This window comes from Micromonospora sp. CV4, from assembly GCF_003667455.1.
GTDB lineage: Bacteria > Actinomycetota > Actinomycetes > Mycobacteriales > Micromonosporaceae > Micromonospora.
Genome location: NZ_RCVI01000321.1, coordinates 1 through 17,972, shown reverse-complemented (window position 1 = coordinate 17,972; position 17,972 = coordinate 1). Strand labels below are relative to the sequence as shown.

The 17,972-nt window shown below is 71.5% G+C and carries 14 protein-coding genes; 5 read left to right on the top strand and 9 right to left on the bottom strand.

Features of this window, described 5'->3' with window-relative positions; translation table 11 throughout:
- The 7 genes from EAD98_RS22785 to EAD98_RS22755 form a co-directional block, all read right to left on the bottom strand.
- The coding region (locus EAD98_RS22785; RefSeq protein WP_121656054.1) for a glycosyl hydrolase family 28-related protein at nucleotides 1–1,948 on the bottom strand (1,948 nt) is incomplete at its 3' end.
- Between the two features lie 133 nt (nucleotides 1,949–2,081).
- A complete protein-coding gene (locus EAD98_RS22780; protein ID WP_121656057.1) occupies nucleotides 2,082–3,728 on the bottom strand; it encodes a glycoside hydrolase family 13 protein in 1,647 nt (548 codons plus the stop codon).
- 99 nt (nucleotides 3,729–3,827) lie between these two features.
- Nucleotides 3,828–4,715, bottom strand: coding sequence for a carbohydrate ABC transporter permease (locus EAD98_RS22775; protein ID WP_121656053.1), 888 nt, complete (start codon nucleotides 4,713–4,715; stop codon nucleotides 3,828–3,830).
- Nucleotides 4,716–4,727: 12 nt separating this feature from the next.
- Nucleotides 4,728–5,681 carry a carbohydrate ABC transporter permease gene (locus EAD98_RS22770; RefSeq protein WP_121656052.1) on the bottom strand — a complete coding sequence of 318 codons (954 nt, stop codon included), beginning with the start codon at nucleotides 5,679–5,681 and terminating at the stop codon, nucleotides 4,728–4,730.
- Between the two features lie 86 nt (nucleotides 5,682–5,767).
- The gene (locus tag EAD98_RS22765; protein ID WP_121656051.1) at nucleotides 5,768–7,147 is read right to left on the bottom strand and encodes an ABC transporter substrate-binding protein; all 1,380 of its coding nucleotides are present in this window, start codon (nucleotides 7,145–7,147) and stop codon (nucleotides 5,768–5,770) included.
- A gap of 340 nt (nucleotides 7,148–7,487) precedes the next feature.
- Nucleotides 7,488–8,489 carry a LacI family DNA-binding transcriptional regulator gene (locus tag EAD98_RS22760; RefSeq protein ID WP_121656050.1) on the bottom strand — a complete coding sequence of 334 codons (1,002 nt, stop codon included), beginning with the start codon at nucleotides 8,487–8,489 and terminating at the stop codon, nucleotides 7,488–7,490.
- A gap of 116 nt (nucleotides 8,490–8,605) precedes the next feature.
- Complete coding sequence (locus EAD98_RS22755; RefSeq protein WP_121656056.1) at nucleotides 8,606–10,057, bottom strand: NAD(P)/FAD-dependent oxidoreductase; 1,452 nt, start codon at nucleotides 10,055–10,057, stop codon at nucleotides 8,606–8,608.
- A 91-nt stretch (nucleotides 10,058–10,148) separates the two neighbouring features.
- On the opposite strand from EAD98_RS22755, the gene EAD98_RS22750 reads away from it, so the two are divergent.
- Nucleotides 10,149–11,246 (top strand): serine hydrolase, encoded by a 1,098-nt coding sequence (locus EAD98_RS22750; RefSeq protein WP_121656049.1) that lies wholly within the window; start codon nucleotides 10,149–10,151, stop codon nucleotides 11,244–11,246.
- Between the two features lie 12 nt (nucleotides 11,247–11,258).
- On the opposite strand, the gene EAD98_RS22745 is transcribed toward EAD98_RS22750, so the two are convergent.
- Both EAD98_RS22745 and EAD98_RS22740 read right to left on the bottom strand, forming a co-directional pair.
- On the bottom strand, nucleotides 11,259–12,584 hold the full coding sequence (locus tag EAD98_RS22745) for a deoxyribodipyrimidine photo-lyase (protein WP_121656048.1): 1,326 nt from the start codon (nucleotides 12,582–12,584) through the stop codon (nucleotides 11,259–11,261).
- Complete coding sequence (locus tag EAD98_RS22740; RefSeq protein ID WP_121656047.1) at nucleotides 12,581–13,498, bottom strand: phytoene/squalene synthase family protein; 918 nt, start codon at nucleotides 13,496–13,498, stop codon at nucleotides 12,581–12,583. Before EAD98_RS22740 ends, EAD98_RS22745 begins: the two co-directional genes overlap by 4 nt.
- 64 nt (nucleotides 13,499–13,562) lie before the next feature.
- Between EAD98_RS22740 and EAD98_RS22735 the strand changes: the two genes are divergently transcribed.
- The 4 genes from EAD98_RS22735 to EAD98_RS22720 are packed head-to-tail and all read left to right on the top strand — an operon-like array spanning nucleotide 13,563 to nucleotide 17,772.
- Nucleotides 13,563–14,705: a polyprenyl synthetase family protein gene (locus EAD98_RS22735; protein ID WP_121656046.1), complete on the top strand. Its 1,143-nt coding sequence runs from the start codon at nucleotides 13,563–13,565 to the stop codon at nucleotides 14,703–14,705.
- A gap of 28 nt (nucleotides 14,706–14,733) precedes the next feature.
- Nucleotides 14,734–16,215 (top strand): phytoene desaturase family protein, encoded by a 1,482-nt coding sequence (crtI, locus tag EAD98_RS22730; protein ID WP_121656045.1) that lies wholly within the window; start codon nucleotides 14,734–14,736, stop codon nucleotides 16,213–16,215.
- The gene (gene idi, locus EAD98_RS22725; RefSeq protein WP_121656044.1) at nucleotides 16,212–16,832 is read left to right on the top strand and encodes an isopentenyl-diphosphate Delta-isomerase; all 621 of its coding nucleotides are present in this window, start codon (nucleotides 16,212–16,214) and stop codon (nucleotides 16,830–16,832) included. Before crtI ends, idi begins: the two co-directional genes overlap by 4 nt.
- Nucleotides 16,822–17,772, top strand: coding sequence for a MerR family transcriptional regulator (locus tag EAD98_RS22720; protein WP_121656055.1), 951 nt, complete (start codon nucleotides 16,822–16,824; stop codon nucleotides 17,770–17,772). The genes idi and EAD98_RS22720 overlap by 11 nt, the downstream gene beginning before the upstream one ends.
- The last annotated feature ends 200 nt before the right edge of the window (nucleotides 17,773–17,972 follow it).

The following is a 17,972-nucleotide window of genomic DNA, read 5'->3' as shown; positions in this document are numbered from 1 at the left end:
GTGGTGGGGTGGTCGGCGGTGGAGTGGTCGGCGGGGTGCTGGGTCCACCGCCCCACTGCGGGTCCGGCCACGGTCCGCAGTACGGGGTGGAGGTGTACCAGCCGGAGTTGCCGGCGCCCTGGGTGATCTGGAAGCCGCCGCCCACGCAGTTGTGGATCGGGTTGCTCTGCGCGATGTTGGTGGCCCGCACGTTCGTGAACGACACCTGGCTGGGCGCCTGCACCTGGAGGGCGTACGTGCCGGCGCCGTCGATCCGCACGTTGTTGAGGTTGATCCCGTTGGTCTGGCCCTCGATCCAGTGCAGCGCCGCGTACGAGCTGTCCAGGATGTCGGTGTCGGTGATGTTGATGGTGGGGTTCTGGAACGCCTCGTTGAGGGCGGAGAACCAGATCGCCCCGACGCCGAAGTTCCAGTTGTAGTCCGAGTTGCCGTTGCGGATCAGAGTGTTCCGGGCGATCGTCCAGGTGCCCTGGACGCCGGTGGCGCCCTGCACGCCGGGATAGCGGTTGGCGACGTGGATGCCGCCGCCGTTGGTCAGCGAGTCGGCCGTCACGTTGTCGGTGATCTTGATGTCCCGGCCGCCGTAGCTGACCAGGTGGTTCGCGAGCAGAGTCACGCCGATGGTGTTGTGCGTGAAGGAGTTGTTGACGTTCGGCACGCTCTGCGCCCACATCGCGAGGGCGTCGTCGCCGGTGTTGCGGACGAACGTGTTGGTCACCGTCGAGTTGGTCACGCCGGTGTGGAAGTTCACCCCGTCGGCGGTCTGGTCCAGGATCCGGCTGTTGCGGATGGTGAAGTTGTCCATCGGGCCGTCCATCCAGGCCCCGACCTTGGTGTTCTCCAGCCAGAGGTTGTCAACCACCGAGTTGGACATCGCGCCGCCGAGCGCGTTGACCTGGTCGTCGTCCACCCGTTCGCGGATGTCCCCGATGATGGCGAAGTCCCGCAGCGTGACGTTGCGGCTCGGTCCGTTGGCCTCGTGCGGGCGGACCGGGCCGGTGTAGCCGCCACCGGGAACGTACTTGCCGTAGATGCCGGCGGCCCGCTTGCGGTCGGTGGGGTGCCGGCCGCCGAGCACCGAATACCACGGGCCGGCGCCGCGCAGGGTCACTCCGTCGACCACCACGTGGTCCCAGAGGGTGAAGGTGCCGGTCGGGATCCAGACCGTCCGGCCCTGGGCCTTTCCGGCGTCGACCGCCGCCTGGAACTTCGCGGTCGAGTCGGTCGCGCCGCTCGGGTCGGCGCCGAAGTCGGTGACCACGTCGAGCGCGCCGGCGGGCTTCGTGATCGCCGGGGCGACCAGCTCGAAGTCGGCCAGGTCGATGGTGAACGTGGGCGACTGGGCGGTCGAGGAGACCTGCAACCGGATCCTGGTGCCGGCCGGGTAGGTGTTGCCGAACATCGCCCGGGTCTCGTCGTAGAAGTGGTGCGGGTTGGTGTCGCCCGGGTTGTTGTTGAACGGGTAACCGCCGTAGTACCAGCCGTACCGCGAGGTGACCGGCACCGACTTCAGCAGGCTCCCGTTGGCCCGCAGGTCGATGGTGGCGTCCCGGCCGGTACCGGCCGGGCTGTCCGGCAGGCTGTGCCGGAAGGTGACCGCGTTGGCCGGGGCGGTGAGGGTGAACTCGACGTACTCGCCGACGGAGTCGAGGGTGACCGCCTCCCGGCCGGACGCCTCGGACGGCAGCGTGCCGTAACGCCGGTCCGGGCCGATCTTCGTGCCGTTGTGGGCGGCCTTCTCGGCCTCCTGCTCCACGAACGGAACGGTTGCGCCGCGGCCGGGAATGTCGAAGGGGGACAGCCCGGCTGCCGAGGCCGGGGTCGCGGTGCCGGTGACCGCGAGGGCGGTCACCGATGTCGCGACGAGCAGGGCGGCGGCGATGGCGGCCAACCCTGCCCGGGTCGGGTGTCGGAGGTGGTGCGGGGTGCCGGTGGTGTGGTTGGCCATGAGCTGCGCTCTCCCTTTCGTCAGGCAGGCCAGATCCCCCCGTTGCGGTGCGGCGTGGCGCGTCCCCCTTCGTTCCTCCTTCCTCGGGTGGTGTGGTGCCGGCGGCCGGGACGGGCCGCCGGCACCACGGCGGTCAGGTCAGGCTCGCTCCGTCCGCCGATGGGGCGGTACGCAGCCAGACGGCGGTGTCCGGCGGCAGCAGACCGTCGTCGAGTGGCCCGCTGGCCAGCAGCAGGTTTCCGTCGGCGGGCAGCGGCACCGGCGCGTCGGTGAGGTTGACCAGGCAGCGGAAACCGCCGCCACGGCTGTAGGCGAGCACGCCGTCCGGAGCGGGCAGCCAGCTCATCTCCCCGTCGCCGAGCGTCGGCTCGGCCCGCCGGATCTGGATGGCCGCCCGGTACAGCTCCAGCATCGAGGCCGCGTCGCCGGTCTGCGCCCGGACCGTCCGGTCCTTCCAGTCGGCCGGCTGGGGCAGCCACGGCACCGCGGCACCGTCCGGACTGAACCCGAACGGCGGCTCGTCGCCGGTCCAGGGCAGCGGCACCCGGCAGCCGTCCCGACCGGGGTCGACCCGGCCGGAGCGTTCCCACATCGGGTCCTGGCGCAGCGCGTACGGGATGTCCTCGACCTCGTAGAGCCCCAACTCCTCGCCCTGGTAGACGTAGGCGGCGCCGGGCAGCGACAGCGAGAGCAGCGCGGCGGCCCGGGCCCGGCGGGTGCCCAGCTCAAGGTCGGTGGGGATCCCCTCGCGCTTGGCGGCGAAGCTGAACCTGGTGTCCGCCCGCCCGTAGCGGGTGACGTGCCGGGTGACGTCGTGGTTGGAGAGCACCCAGGTGGCCGGCGCGCCGACCGGCGCGTGCGCGCTGAGCGTCCCGTCGATGCTCTCGCGCAGCGCCGAAGCGTCCCAGGCGCAGCCGAGGAAGTCGAAGTTGAAGGCCGCGTGCAGCTCGTCCGGGCGCAGGTAGTTGGCGAACCGTTGCCGATCCGGCAACCACACCTCACCGATCAGGGCCCGGTCGGCGTACTCGTCTGCGACCCGACGCCAGCCCCGGTAGATGTCGTGCACGCCGTCCAGGTCCTGGAACGGGTGCTGCTGGTCCGGGTCGACCTCGGGCAGCGTCCCGTCCTTGACCAGCAGCCCGGCCGAGTCGATCCGGATGCCGTCCACCCCCCGGTCGAACCAGAACCTCAGGACGTCCTCGAACTCGGCCCGCACCCTGGGGTGGTCCCAGTTGAAGTCCGGCTGCTCGGGAGCGAAGAGGTGCAGGTACCAGTCGCCGGGGGTGCCGTCCGGATTGGTGGTCCGGGTCCAGGTCGGGCCGCCGAACTCACCGACCCAGTCGGTGGGCCGCTGGTCGCCGTTCGGGCCTCGGCCGGGTCGGAACCAGAACAGGTCGCGCTCGGGCGCGCCGGGCCCGCCGGCGAGCGCGGCCTGGAACCAGGGATGCGCGTCGGAGCAGTGGTTGGGCACCACGTCGACGATGGTGCGGATGCCGAGCGCGTGTGCCTCCGAGATCAGCGCCTCCGCCTCGGCGAGAGTGCCGAAGACGGGATCGATGTCGCGGTAGTCGGACACGTCGTAGCCGGCGTCCGCCATCGGGGAGGGGTACCAGGGACTGAACCAGATCGCGTCGATGCCGAGCGCGGACAGGTGATTCAGCCGGGACCGGATGCCCGCGATGTCGCCGATGCCGTCGCCGTTGCCGTCGGCGAAGCTACGCGGATACACCTGGTAGATCACCGCCCCACGCCACCACGGACTGCTGTCTGCTGTGGACACGAGCACCTGCTTTCTGGGTCAGTACGTCGGCGGGTTCGCCGGACCGGAGAGTGTGTCGGGCGAACGGCCGTTGTTCGCCACGGGAGGTTGCGCTGGTCGTTATCCCTTGAGGCTGCCCGTGGTCAGACCGGACATGATGTTCCGTTGGAAGATCAGGAAGATGATGACGGTCGGGATCGCGGCGATGACCGACGCGGCGATCACCACGTTCATGGGGGTGCCACCGGCGAAGGCGTAGATGCCGACGCTGACGGTCCGGGTCTCCGGCGACGGCATGACCAGCTTCGGCCAGAGGAAGTCCTTCCAGACGGCCGTCACGGCGAAGATCGACACTACGCCGAGGATGGGGCGTGACATCGGCAGGATGATCGACCACAGCGTGCGCAGTGGCGTCGCCCCGTCCACCAGCGCTGCCGCCATGAGCTCCTCGGGAATCGAGTCGAAGAAGCGCTTCAGCAGGAAGATGTTGAACGCGTTCGCGACCAGGGGCAGCCAGATCGCGAACGGCGAGTCGAGCAGGTTGATGTGCAGGATCGGCAGGTCGATCACGGTCACGTACTGCGGGACGATGAGCACCATCGCCGGAATCATCAGCGTCGCCAGCATCAGGGCGAGGATCACGTTGCCGAACACCGGCCGGAGCTTGGACAGGGAGTACGCCGCGGCGGTGTCGAGGACGAGCTGGAACACCACCGCGCCGGCCGCGTAGTAGAACGTGTTGAACAGCAGCTTGGCGAGGTCCAGGTTGTTCCAGGCGTCGATGTAGTTCTGCGGCTGGGGGTCCTTCGGGAACAGCGACGGCGGGGTCTGCGCGATCTCCTGGCCGGATTTGAGCGCGCCGGTGACCATCCAGTAGAGCGGCCCGAGGAAGACGAGCGTGAAGCCCACGACGACGACGGTGAGCAGCGTCCAGTAGAGGAACCTGCCGCGCCCACGGCGGAGCTGCGCGGAAGAGATGAGGGTCCGGGTGCCGGAGTCCTGTGCCATGCCTCGCCCGCCCTAGTCCTGTTTCGCGCTCAGCCGCAGGTAGGCGGCGGAGAAGCCGGCCAGCACCACGAGCATGAGCACGCCGAGCGCCGCGGCGCCGTTGAGGTCGTTCTGGAAGAAGCCGTGCTGGTAGATGAGGTACGCCACGGAGGTCGCGGAATCCTCCGCGCCCGCCCCGTTGGCGAGGATGAGCGGCTCGATGAAGAGCTGCATCGTGGCGACGATCTGGATCATCGCCAGGAGCGCGAGGATCAGCCGGGTCTGCGGGATCGTCACGTGGCGGATCCGCTTCCAGATCCCGGCGCCGTCGAGCTCGGCGGCCTCGTAGAGTTCGCCCGGGATGTTCTGCAGCGACGCCAGGTAGATCAGCACTGCGCCGCCCATGTTCATCCAGGTCGACGCGAGCACCATCGCCGGCATCGTCATCTCCGGCGACTGCATCCACTGCGACGTGGGCAGGTGCAGCGCCTTGAGGATCGCGTTGAAGAGACCCGCCTCGCTCGGGTCGTACGCGTAGAACTTGAAGAGGTACAGCGCCGAGGCCGGCGGCAGCATCACCGGCAGGTAGACCAGGATCCGCAGGTACCCCTTGGCGTGGCGGAACTCGTTGAGCAGGATCGCCACGAAGAACGGCGCCGCGTACCCGAGGACGAGCGCGAGCACGGTGAAGTAGAGCGTGTTCTGCCAGGCCGGCCAGAAGCTGGGGTCGGCGATGATGCGGGAGTAGTTGTCCCAGCCCACCCAGGTCGTCTCGCCGCGCCGCGTGCGCTGGAAGCTCATCACGATGCCGCGGATCATCGGGTACCAGGAGAAGACGAGGAAGCAGAGCACCGCCCCGATCAGGAACGCGTGACCGGTGAGGTTGTCCCGTACCTTGCGGCCGAGGCTCGTACGTTGCGGCCCCGGGTAGGACGGTGTGGGACGTCCCGGCTTTCTGGTGGTCCCCGGGACGGTGGTGATCGCCAAGGCAACTCCTGGTGAGTCAGTGACCGGACCGTGCGGCGCGGATGGGGTGGGGGCCGGCTCGGCGTGCCGGCCCCCACCTGACCGGATCAGCTCTCGGCGGCCAGGAGCTGGTTGACCTTTTCCTCGGCCGTCTTGAGCAGCGCGTCGATGTTCGAGTTCGGGTTCGTGAGGACCCCGGACATCGCGGCGTCGAGCACCGCGTAGACCGCCTGCGCGTTGCGCGGCTCACCCTTGATCGGGACCGGGGTCGCCTCGAAGATCGCGAAGTTCGCGGTGTCGACGTTCGCGTTCGCCTTGCGCAGTTCGAGTTCCTGCTTCTGCGCATCGCTGCCGTTCGCGAAGAGCAGCGGCTGGGGCAGACCCACCGGGTAGTTCTGCGGCTTGGCCCGGACGTAGTCGAACTGGCCCTTGCCCGGCGTCAGCTTCTGGTACGCGATCCACTTCATACCGGCCTTGACCTGCTCGGGGGTCAGGTCCTTCTTGAAGAAGTAGCCCTCGCCACCACCGAGCGTGCCCTTCGCCAGGCCGTCCTGGCCGGGCAGCGGGGCCATCGCCCAGTCCTGGAACTTGCCCTGGAACTGGCTGACGATCGCCTGGGTGGAGTCCGGAGCGCCGATGAACATGCCGACCTTGCCCGCACCCGCGTTGGTCAGCAGGTCGCCCCACTGCAGCAGCTGCCGGGCGCCCATGCTGTTGTCGCCGTACCGCATGTCCTTGATGTTCTGCAGGACCTGCTTGCCCATCGCGTTGTTGAAGTCGGCCTTCTTGCCGTCCGGGGTCAGCACCTGGCCGCCCTGCGAGTAGAGCAGGGAGGTGAAGTGCCAGCCGCCGGTGTTGCCGGCGCTGTACTCCGAGTAGCCGGCGATGCCGTTGCCGAGCGCGGAGATCTTCTTGGCGGCGGCCCGGACCTCGCCCCAGGTCTTGGGCGGGCTGTTCACGTCGAGCCCGGCCCGCTGGAACAGGACCTTGTTGTAGACGAGGCCCATCGAGTAGTTCTTCACCGGGACGGCGTAGAGCTTGCCTCCGTCGGTGAAGACTTCCTTGAGCGCCGGGTCGACGCTGTCCCAGGTCGGGATGGTGTCCTTGTTGGCGTACTGGGTGATGTCCATCGCCTGGCCGGAGTCGAGCACCTGCTGGAGATCGGTCATGTACCCGTAGAACACGTCGGTCACGGTGCCGCCGGCGAGGCGGGCGGTGAAGTCCGGCGGGTTGTTGCACTGCTCGCCGACGCTCACGCTCTTGATGACGATGTCCGGGTTCTGCCGCTGGAACTCGGCGACATCGTCGTTCCAGTTCTTCAACAGCTCTTTCTGAGCACCGACGGGCTGGCAGTCGACGGTGATGGTGACCTTGCCGCCGGCGTTCGTGTCCTTGTCGTCGCTCTTCGTGGAGCATGCCGTGAGGCTGAACCCCAGGCCGGCCACGAGCGCTAACGCCGCAGCCTTTCGGTATTGCGGTACGGACATCTGTCCATCCCTTCGGGAACGGGTGTCTCCATGACCTTCGTGATCTGCGGTGATGCGACCTGACGCCCAGTAGCTGCGCCGGAGCCAGGTGTGAGTGGAGTCACTGTAACGATGCCGACTGATTTCGGCAAGGTATCGATCCCGTTATGAAAGGACACGACTTTCTAACGGCAGGGACCGACAGGATCTTGAAACAGAGCCGAGATGTTGACTTTCGTCCCTTGTGACCCATCGGTGGCCCCGGCCGGTGCTGCCCGATTCCAGCAACGACGAAAACGGCCGCCGACCGCGATGAGCGGTCGACGGCCGAGCGTCGGTCAGTCGGTGTCCGGCGGGATCGTCAGCGGCCCGGAGCGGGGGCGGTGGAACCGCGAACCACCAGCTCGGGCTCGAACAGCAACTCGTCCTGCAGCACGCCGGCACCCTCGATCTGGGTGACCAGCAGGTCCACCGCGGCCTGCCCCATCGTCTCGATCGGCTGCCGCACGGTGGTCAACGGCGGGTCGGTGCACGTCATGAACGCGGAGTCGTCGTAGCCGACCACCGACACGTCCCTCGGCACCACACGACCCAGCCGCCGAGCGGCCCGGATGGTGCCCAGGGCCAGCACGTCGCTGGCGCAGATGATGCCGGTGACGCCACGCTCGACCAGCTTGGTCGCGGCGACCCGCGCCCCCTCCATGGAGAAGCTGGAACGCTCCACACAGTCCGTGTCGTCGGTCCAGCCCGCGGCCCGGATCATCGCGTCGAGCTTGCGGCGGGACGGCACGTGCCCCTCCGGGCCGAGCACCATCCCGATCCGGTCGTGGCCCAGCGAGCGCAGGTGCCCGTACGCCTGCTCCACCGCCACCGCGTCGTCGGTGGAGACCCGCGGGAAGCCCAACTCGTCGACACCCGCGTTGACCAGCACCACCGGCAGGCCCCGGTCGGTCAGCCGGCGGTAGTGGTCGTGCCGGGCGTCGGCGAGCGCGTACGAGCCACCGGCGAAGATCACCCCGGAGACCTGGTGGTCGAGGAGCATCTCCACGTAGTCCATCTCGGAGACTCCGCCGATGGTGCGCGCGCAGAGCGCCGGGGTGTAGCCGCGTTGGGCGAGGGAGCCGGTGACCACCTCGGCGAGCGCCGGGAAGATCGGGTTCTGCAGCTCGGGCAGCACCAGCCCGACCAGCCGGGCACGCTCGCCGCGCAACTTGGTCGGCCGTTCGTAGCCGAGCACGTCCAACGCGGTCAGCACGGCCGTCCGGGTCGCCTCGGAGACCCCGTCCCGACCGTTGAGGACCCGGCTGACGGTGGCCTCGCTGACGCCCGCCTTCTTGGCAACTTCAGTCAACCGCTTGGTCACGGCCGCAATCGTACGTCACGTGAATGAAAGAAATGAACGGCCACGTGCCGGGCGTTTGCCTCTCCGCTGCCGCGCTCTGCTCGCCACCGGACAGCCCGCCGCGGGTGCGGTGGGCGTCAGGACAGGTTGCGCAGGGCGTCCTCGATGGCCCGGTGGAAGGTCGGATAGGCATAGATCATCTGCCGGAGCTGACTCACCGGCACGGCCGCGTGCACGGCCACCACCAGCGCGGAGAGCACCTCACCACCGGCCGGGCCGACCGACGTCGCCCCGATCAGCACGCCCTTGTCGGCGTCCGCGATCAGCTTGATGAAATCCTCGTCGCCGACCCGGTGGATCCAGCCCCGGGTCGAACCGCCCAGCTTGGTGAACCCGACCTGCACGTTGATGCCGCGCTCCCGGGCCTGCTGCTCGGTCAGCCCGACCGCGCCGACCTCCGGATCGGTGAAGGTCACCCGCGGCAGCGCGCGATAGTCGGCGCGCGGCCCGCTGCCCGCCGATCCGCTGGCCGCCCCCATCGCGCCGCCGATCACGCTGGCGGTGCCGCTGGGGTCCGCGCCCGGGTTCGACTTGCGGGCGTGGGCCAGCACGTCGGCGATCACGATCGCCGCCTGATACATGGCGATGTGGGTGAAGGCCCCCTCGCCGGTCACGTCGCCGACCGCCCAGATGCCATCGGTCACGTGCAGCCGGTCGTCCACCGACAGGTAACGCTGTGTGGCGTCGACGCCGACCGTGTCCAGCCCCAGCTCGTCCAGGTGTGCCCGGCGGCCGGTCACCACCAGCAGGCGGTCGGCGGTGAACTCCGCCCCGCCGGCGCCGCGCAGGGTGAACCGGCTCCCGTCGTGCTCGACCCGCTCGGCCCGTACCCCGGTGTGGATCTCCACGCCGTCGGCGCGCAGCGCCGCGGCGGCCACCTCGGACGCCTCGGGCTCCTCAAGGGCCAGCACCCGGTCCAGCGCCTCCACGACCGTGACCCGCACCCCGAACCGTGCGAAGACCTGGGACAGCTCCAACCCGATCGCGCCGCCGCCGAGCACCAGCAGCGACTCCGGCAGCTGCTCGACCTCGATCGCCTGGTGGTTGGTCCAGTACGGAGTGTCGGCCAGACCTTCGATCGGCGGCACCGATGGCCGGGTGCCGGTGCCCAGCACGATCCCCTGCCGGGCCTGGAACACCTGGTCGCCGACCCGCACCCGGCCCGGGCCGTCGAGTCGACCGCTGCCCCGGACGAACCGGGCGCCACGATCCGTCAGCCGCCGCACCGCCACCGTGTCGTCCCAGGTGTCGGTGGCCTCCTCGCGGATCCGCTTCGCCACCGGCGCCCAGTCCGGCTGGACCGTCGCCGTCCCGGCCAGTCCGTCGACCCGGCGCGCCTCGGCGAGCGCGTTGGCCGCTCTGATCATCATCTTGCTCGGGATGCATCCCCAGTACGGGCACTCCCCGCCGACCAGGTCCCGTTCGATACCGACGACGCTCAGGCCGGCCTCGGCGAGACGCCCGGCCACCTCCTCGCCGCCGACCCCGAGACCGACCACGACCACGTCCACCAGCTCCGGTTCCGCCACCACGACAGCATCCCCCAGCAGCTTCGCCCGGACCACTTAGGCCCGGGAAAAGTCAGCGCGCTGACCGGGTGGGGCGGCCTACGGTGGCCAGATGCACGCACGATTCGGCCCGGTCCGGGACTGCTTCCACGACCTGTTCGCCAACGGTCGGGAGACCGGTGCCGGCCTCACGGTCTGGTACGACGGCCAGCCGGTGGTCGACCTGATCGGCGGCTCCCGCGCCGCCGCCGGGGCCGACGACGGGACCGGCCCGGCCGGCGGCGACCCGTGGCGGCCGGACACGCTGGTCAATGTCTACTCGGTCGGCAAGCCGGTGGCCGCGCTCTGCCTGTTGATGCTGGTCGACCGGGAGCGGGTCGACCTCGACGCGCCGGCCACCCGGTACTGGCCGGAATTCCGCACCCCGGCCACCGTGCGTCAGATGTTGTCGCACACCGCCGGGCTGCCGGCCTTCCCGGTGCCCCGGCCGGCCACCGCGATCGCCGACTGGGCGCTGCTCGCCGGCGACCTGGCTGCCGCCGACCCCGAGTGGACGCCGGGCTCGGTCGCCGGTGAGCACGCCTGGACGTACGGGCACCTGGTTGGCGAGCTGGTCCGCCGGGTGGACGGCCGGTCGGTGGGCCGGTTCCTGGCCGAGGAGATCGCCGGCCCCTGGCGGCTCGACCTCGGCTTCGGGCTGTCCGAGGCGGACCAGCGGCGCTGCGCCGACCTGCGCTACGGCGATCCGGACTGGCCGACCCGGGCGCTCGGCGAGCCAGGCTCGCTACGGGCCCGGGCGATGGGCAACCCGGCCGGAGGTCAGGACCTGGCCGTGCTCAACAGTCCGCTCTGGCGGGGCGCCGAGATGCCGGCGGTCAACCTGCACGCCACGGCGTCCAGCCTGGCCCGGCTCTACTCCGGCCTGCTCGCCGGCGGTGTCCTGGACGGCGTCCGGCTGTTCAGCCCGGAACTGGTGGCGGAAGCGACGCGGGTCGAGTACGACGGCCCCGATCTGGTGCTGGACCGCCCGGTCCAGTGGACGCTGGGCATGCAGCGGGAGCCGGACGGCAGCTGGGGAATGGGCGGCCTCGGCGGCAGCAGCTCGTGGGCGGACCCGGAGCGCGGCTACACCTTCGCGTACGTCACCGCCCAGTTGGCGGAGCACGACCGGGTCGACGAGTTGGTGGAGGCGCTGCACTCGGTGCTCTGAGCTGCCGCCCGGTCAGCGCAGCCAGACGGGGTCGGTGTCGGGCACGGTGAGCGGGGACGGGTAGTCCAGGGTTCGTCGCAGCGCCTCGGGGAGCCGCCAGGGCTGGTGCACACCCTTGCCCGGCACCCCGGCCAGCTCCGGCACCCAGCGACGCACGTAGTCGCCGTCCGGGTCGTACCGCTCGGCCTGCCGGACCGGGTTGAACCCCCGGTACGGCTTGGTGTCGTTGCCGGTGCCGGCGACCCACTGCCAGTTGCCGGAGTTGTTCGCCACGTCCCCGTCCAGCAGCCAGCGGAAGAAGACCGCCACCCCGTGCCGCCAGTCCTGCCCGAGGTGCTTGGTCAGGTAGCCGGCGGTGATCAGGCGGGCTCGGTTGTGCAACCAACCCTGCGCCCGCATCTGCCGCATCCCGGCGTCCACGATCGGCATCCCGGTCCGGCCCTCTGCCCAGGCCGCCAGCGCGTCGTCGTCGTAGCGCCACCGCTCCGTGGCGCCCGGACGGTAGGCGGTGGTCGAGATCTCCGGGAAGGCGGCGGTGACCTGGTAGTAGAAGTCCCGCCAGCAGAGCTGCCGGACGAACGGCCCGGACCGGTCCCCGGCACGGTTGGCCACCGCCAGCGGGGACACGCAGCCGAAGCGCAGGTACGGGCTGAGGCGGGAGGTGTCGTCGCCGGCCATGTCGTCGTGCTGGTCGTCGTACCGGTCCAGGTCGGGCAACCAGTCGGTGAGGCGTCGCCGGCCGGCCCGCTCGCCGCCGACGGCCGCGTCGGGCGAGTCCCCGTTCGGCAGCGCCGGCAGCCGGCCCACGCGCACCCCGTCGGGCAGCGTGATCCGGTGCGGCGCGGCCAGCTCCTCGCGCCACCGGTTGGCCGCCCAGGCCCGGTGGTACGGGCTGAACACCCGGTAGTGGTCGCCACCACCACCCGGCCGCAGGGCGCCCGGCTCGACCACGGTCAGCCCGGGAAAGAGCCGCAGGTGCAGCCGGTGCCGCTCGCACTCGGCGCGCAGCCTCCGCTCCCGACGACGGGCGTACCGGCTGACGTCGGCGGAGAGCGCCACGGCGGTGGCACCCACCTCTGAGGCCAGCCGGATCGTCTCGGCGACCGCGTCACCGCGGCGCACCACCAGGTCCCCGCCGCGCTCACGCAGCTCGGTACGCAGGTCCGCCAGAGCCTGGTGCAGGAACCGGGTGCGGTTGGCCGACAGTCCGGCCAGGGCCGGGTCGAGCACGTACAACGGCACCACCCGGTCGAAGGCCGCACAGGTGGTGGCCAGCGCCGGGTGGTCGTGCACCCGCAGGTCGCGGGTGAGGAGCACGATCGCGGTGCCCGCGCTCACCGGGGATGGACCGTCGGCCCGGGAATGGTGACCGGGGTGCCGGCCGGGGTGAGCAGGGCTCGGGCGGCCACCGCCATCCGGCGCCGCTGCGGCACCAGGGCCCGCCGGGCGAAGACGTCGTAGCCCTGCGCGGCCACCTCGTCGAGGATGCCGCCGTAGAGCGCGTACGCGGTGCGCATGCAGGCCTGTGAGGCCGGCGCGAGCATCGTGATGCCCGGCGCGGCGGCGGCGTAGTGCGCCTGGGCCCGGGTCACCTCGTACTCGATCAGCTCGCGGATCCGGGCTGTACCGCGCCCCCGGGCGCGGGCCTGGGCCAGCTCGTCGTGGGTGACACCGAACTTCGCCAGGTCCTCGTCCGGTAGGTAGGTGCGGCCCCGGTCGAGGTCCTCGGCGACGTCCCGGATGAAGTTCGTGAGCTGGAAGGCGAAGCCGAGCTGCCGAGCCGGCTCCCGGGCGGCCACCGGGTCGGAGCTGCCCAGGATCGGCAGCATCATGGTGCCGATGACGGCCGCCGAGCCCTCCATGTAGTCGAGCAGGTGGTCGTAGGTCGGGTACGCGGTGACCGTCAGATCCATCGCCATGCTCTTCAGAAACGACGCGAAGTCGTCCCGGTCGAGATCGAAGACGGCGATCGTGTGCAGCACGGCCGGCAGCAGCGGATCGTCGGCCGGCGCACCGTGCAGGCCGGCCACGAAACGGCCGGCCCAGTCGTCCAGCCGGGCGGCCCGCTCGGCCGGCGGCAGGTCCTCGGTGCCGTCCACGATCTCGTCGGCGTAGCGGGTGAATCCGTACAGGGCGTGCACGTGCCGCCGTTTCCAGGCGGGGAGCAGCCTGGTGGCGAGATAGTAGGTGCGACCGTGACGTCTGTGCAGCTCACGGCACTGGCCATAGGCAGCGGCGAGATCCGAGTCCACCGGCCCTCCTCATTATCGACGCACGAATCGACGCAACTCGTAACCCTAGGGTACGCTCGACCACATGGCCAACGACGCAGTTGCCGGCAGCGCGATCCGCGTGGTGCCGGCACGGCCGGGCGAAGGGGACGATCCGGTCCGCGCCGTACTGGCCGCGTACACCCGGGACCTGATCACGGCGGTGGACGACACCCTGACCACATTCCTCACCGCCGAGGTCGACTCGCTCGCCGAGATCGACGCGGCGATGGGCGGCTTCGCGGCCTCCGCGCGAGAAGCCGTGCTGGCCGGCGGCAAGCGGATCCGGCCCACCTTTGCTTACTGGGGCTGGCGTGGGGCGGTCGGCGGCAGCGAGCCACTGCCACCGGTGCTGCCCGCGTTGGCCGCCCTCGAACTGCTGCACACGTTCGCGCTCGTGCACGACGACGTGATGGACTCCTCCGCCACCCGCCGCGGCCGGCCCACCGCCCACGTCGCCCTCGCCGCACAGCATGTCGCCGCCGGTCACCGGGGCGACCCCGACCGCTTCGGCGAAGCGGTCGCGGTGCTCGTCGGCGACCTCTGCATGGTCTGGGCCGACCGGCTGCTGGCACACACCACCGTGGCGCCGGCCCGGCTGTTCGAGGTCCGTCGGTGCTACGACCAGATGCGGGTGGAGACGATCGCCGGGCAGTACCTGGACGTGCTCGGCGAGAACGACGCGGCCAACTGGTCCATCGACCGGGCGTTGCGCGTCGCCCGTTACAAGACGGCCAGCTACACCGTCCAGCGACCACTGCTCTACGGCTCCTGCCTGGCCGGAGTGCCCGCCGACGACCCGCTGGCCACCGCGTACACGCGCTACGGCCTGGCCGTCGGCGAGGCGTTCCAGCTCCGCGACGACCTGCTCGGCGCCTACGGCGACCCGGCCACCACCGGCAAGCCGGCAGGTGACGACCTGCGCACCGGCAAGCCGACCACCCTGCTCATGCTGGCCCGGCAGCTGGCCACCCCGGCCCAGCTCAAGGCGTTGGACCGGGCCGGCGAGGGGCGCGTCGACCGGCTGGCCGAGCTGATCGCCGACACCGGGGCGGTGGCCCGGGTGGAGCGGATGATCGCCGAGCGGGTGGGCGACGCGCTGGCCGCGCTCGACGCGGCACCCGTGGATCGGACGGCGCGAACCGCGCTGACCGGGCTGGCCACCGCCGCCACCAACCGGCGGGCCTGATGAACGACTTCTCCGAGGAGGTGGTCACGTGCGGACGGTGACGGGACGGACGGACCGGGTGGTGGTCGTCGGCGCCGGGCTGGGTGGCCTCGCCTGCGCGCTGCACCTGGCCGGCAGCGGCCGGCAGGTGACCGTGCTGGAACGCGAGCCGGTGCCCGGCGGGCGGGCCGGGCGGCTCGCCGTGGACGGGTACGAGTTCGACACCGGCCCGACCGTGCTCACCATGCCGGAGCTGATCGCCGAGGCGCTCGGCGCGGTCGGGGAGGAGCTGCGTGACTGGGTCGACCTGACCCCGCTCGACCCGGCCTACCGGGCGTACTACCCGGACGGCTCGACCCTCGACGTGCTGACCGACACCACCCGGATGGCGGCCGAGATCTCCCGGGTCTGCGGGCCCCGGGAGGCCGACGGCTACCTGCGCTTCGTCGACTACGCGCGGGAGCTGTGGCGGCTGGAGCGGGCCGACTTCATCGAGCGCAACCTGGACGCGCCGACCGACCTGATCACCGGCAACCTGCTCAAGCTGCTCGCCGGCGGAGCCTTCCGTCGACTTCAGACGAAGATCAATCAGTTCTTCCGGGACCCGCGCACCCAGCGGATCTTCTCCTTCCAGGCGATGTACGCCGGGCTCGCCCCGCACGACGCGCTGGCCATCTACGCGGTCATCGCGTACCTCGACTCGGTGGCCGGCGTCTACTTCCCGCGCGGCGGCATCCACGCCGTCTCCCGGGCGATGGCCGGCGCCGCCGAGAAGCACGGCGTGCAGATCCGGTACGACACCACGGTGACCCGGGTGGAGACCGCGAACGGCCGGGCCACCGGCGTGCTCACCGCCGACGGCGAGCTGGTGCCGGCGGACGTGGTGGTGCTCAACCCCGATCTGCCGGTCGCCTACCGCGACCTGCTCCCCGCCGCCCGTCCGCGCCGGCTCACCTACTCGCCGTCCTGCGTCGTCCTGCATGTCGGCTCACGGCAGGGATATGCGAAGATCGCCCACCACAACATCCACTTCGGGCGCGCGTGGAAGGGCACCTTCGATGAGGTCATCCGCCGGGGCGAGCTGATGACCGACCCGTCGCTGCTGGTCACCAACCCGAGCCGGACCGACCCGTCGGTGGCGCCGCCGGACCGGCACACCTACTACGTGCTCGCCCCGGTGCCCAACCTCGACCGGGCCCCGTTCGAGTGGCGTGGCGACCTGACCCGGCGCTACGGCGACCAGCTGATCGGCACCCTGGAGGAGCGCGGCTACGTCGGCTTCGGAGCCGGGGTGGAGGTCCTACAGGCGATCACGCCCGCCGAATGGGCGGAGCAGGGGATGGCCGCCGGGACCCCGTTCGCGGCCGCGCACAGCCTCTTCCAGACCGGCCCGTTCCGCCCATCGAACCTGCACCGCGACCTGGCGAACGTGGTCTTCGTCGGCTCCGGCACCCAGCCCGGTGTCGGCGTGCCGATGGTGCTGATCTCGGGCAAGCTGGCCGCCGGCCGGATCACCGGGGAGGGCCGGTGAGCAGTCGTGAGGAGCACCTCGTCGAGCTGGTCGACGACGCCGGCCGGGCTCGGGGCGAGACCACCGTCGCGGCCGCCCACCAGCCGCCGGGGCATCTGCACCGCGCCTTCTCGGTGCTGCTGGTGGACCCGGACGGTCAGGTGCTGCTCCAGCGGCGAGCAGCCGTCAAGACCCGGTTCCCGCTGCGGTGGGCCAACTCCTGCTGCGGCCACCCCCAGCCGGGCGAACCGCTCGCCGAGGCGGCCAACCGGCGGTTGCGCGAGGAGCTGGGCACCGGCCCGGTCGAGCTGACCGAGGTGGGCGTCTACATCTACTACGCCGAGGACCCGGCCACCGGGCGGATCGAGTTCGAGTACGACCACGTCCTGCGGGGCGAGTTCCGCCCCGCCGCCCCGCTGCTACCCGACCCGGACGAGGTGGCCGAGCTGCGCTGGGCCGACCCCGCCGCCCTGGAGGCCGACCTCGCCCGGGACCCCCGGTCGTACGCACCCTGGCTGGGCGGGGTGGTGAACCGGCTGCTGCGCCCCTCGGGGTCGACGCCCGGCGTACCCGGCCCGGCCGTGACCCCGTCCGGAACGTCGGCGGATGACGCGGCGGAGCGGTCGGGTGGCCGATGAGGCGCTGAGCGCGGGCGCGGTCGCGCGCCGGCTGGGGGTCGCGGTCACCACACTGCGCACCTGGCATCAGCGCTACGGGCTCGGGCCCAGTGAGCACATCCCGGGCCACCACCGCCGGTACACGCCGGCCGACCTGGCCCGTCTCGAAATCATGCGACGGCTCACCGCCGAGGGGGTGAGCCCCGCCGAGGCGGCCCGCTGGGCCCGTCAGGCGCGCGATCCCGTGCCCGCCGACGCCGTCGCCGTCGCCCGAAGCCGGATCCGCCCGCCGGGTCGGGACGGCGGCGGAGCCATCCCGCTGGGCCGCACCGGCCCGGCCGCCAGAGGACTGGCCCGGGCCGCCATGCGTCTGGACGCGGCGGCGATCAGCGAGACGATCGCGCAGGCCCTGGCCGTCGGCGGAGTGGTCGCGACCTGGGATCACCTGCTGCGCCCGGTGCTCGCCGGCATCGGTGAACGGCACGCCGCCACCGGCGGCCTGATCGAGGTGGAACACCTCGTCTCGCGCTGCGTGTCCGAGGCGTTCGCGGCGAGCAGCCGGGCCGCCGCACCCAGCGGACCGGCCCGGATCCTGCTCTCCTGCGCCGACGAGGAGCAGCACAGCCTGCCGCTGGAGGCGCTGGGCGCCGCGCTCGCCGAGACCGGGCTCACCTACCGGATGCTCGGCGCCCGGGTGCCGGTGGCCGCCCTCGTCGAGGCGGTGACCCGGACCGGGCCGGCCGCCGTGGTGCTCTGGTCGCACACCCGGGCCACCGCGGACCCGACTCAGCTCAGCGCGCTGCTCGCCACACCCCGCCGCCCACTGCTGGTGCTCGCCGCCGGCCCCGGCTGGCGGGCCGACACCCTGCCCGCCGGCGTGGTGCGGCCGGCCGACCTGGCCGAGGCGGTCTCGCTCGCCGTCGCGGTCCGTGACTCGCTGGACCAGTCGCGGGGGGCCTGACCGGGGCTGTCGGCTCCCGGCGGCGTCCACTAGCGTCGGGGCGTCCGCCTGCCCCGACCCCCGGGAGCGAACAGATGCAAGCCCGCGCCATTCTGGCGTCCGCCCTCGCCGTGGTGCTGGCCCTGGCCGGCTGTGCCCAACCGGACGGCACCATCACACCCGCCGGCGCGCCGCAGCCGGTGGAGTCGACCATGCCGCCC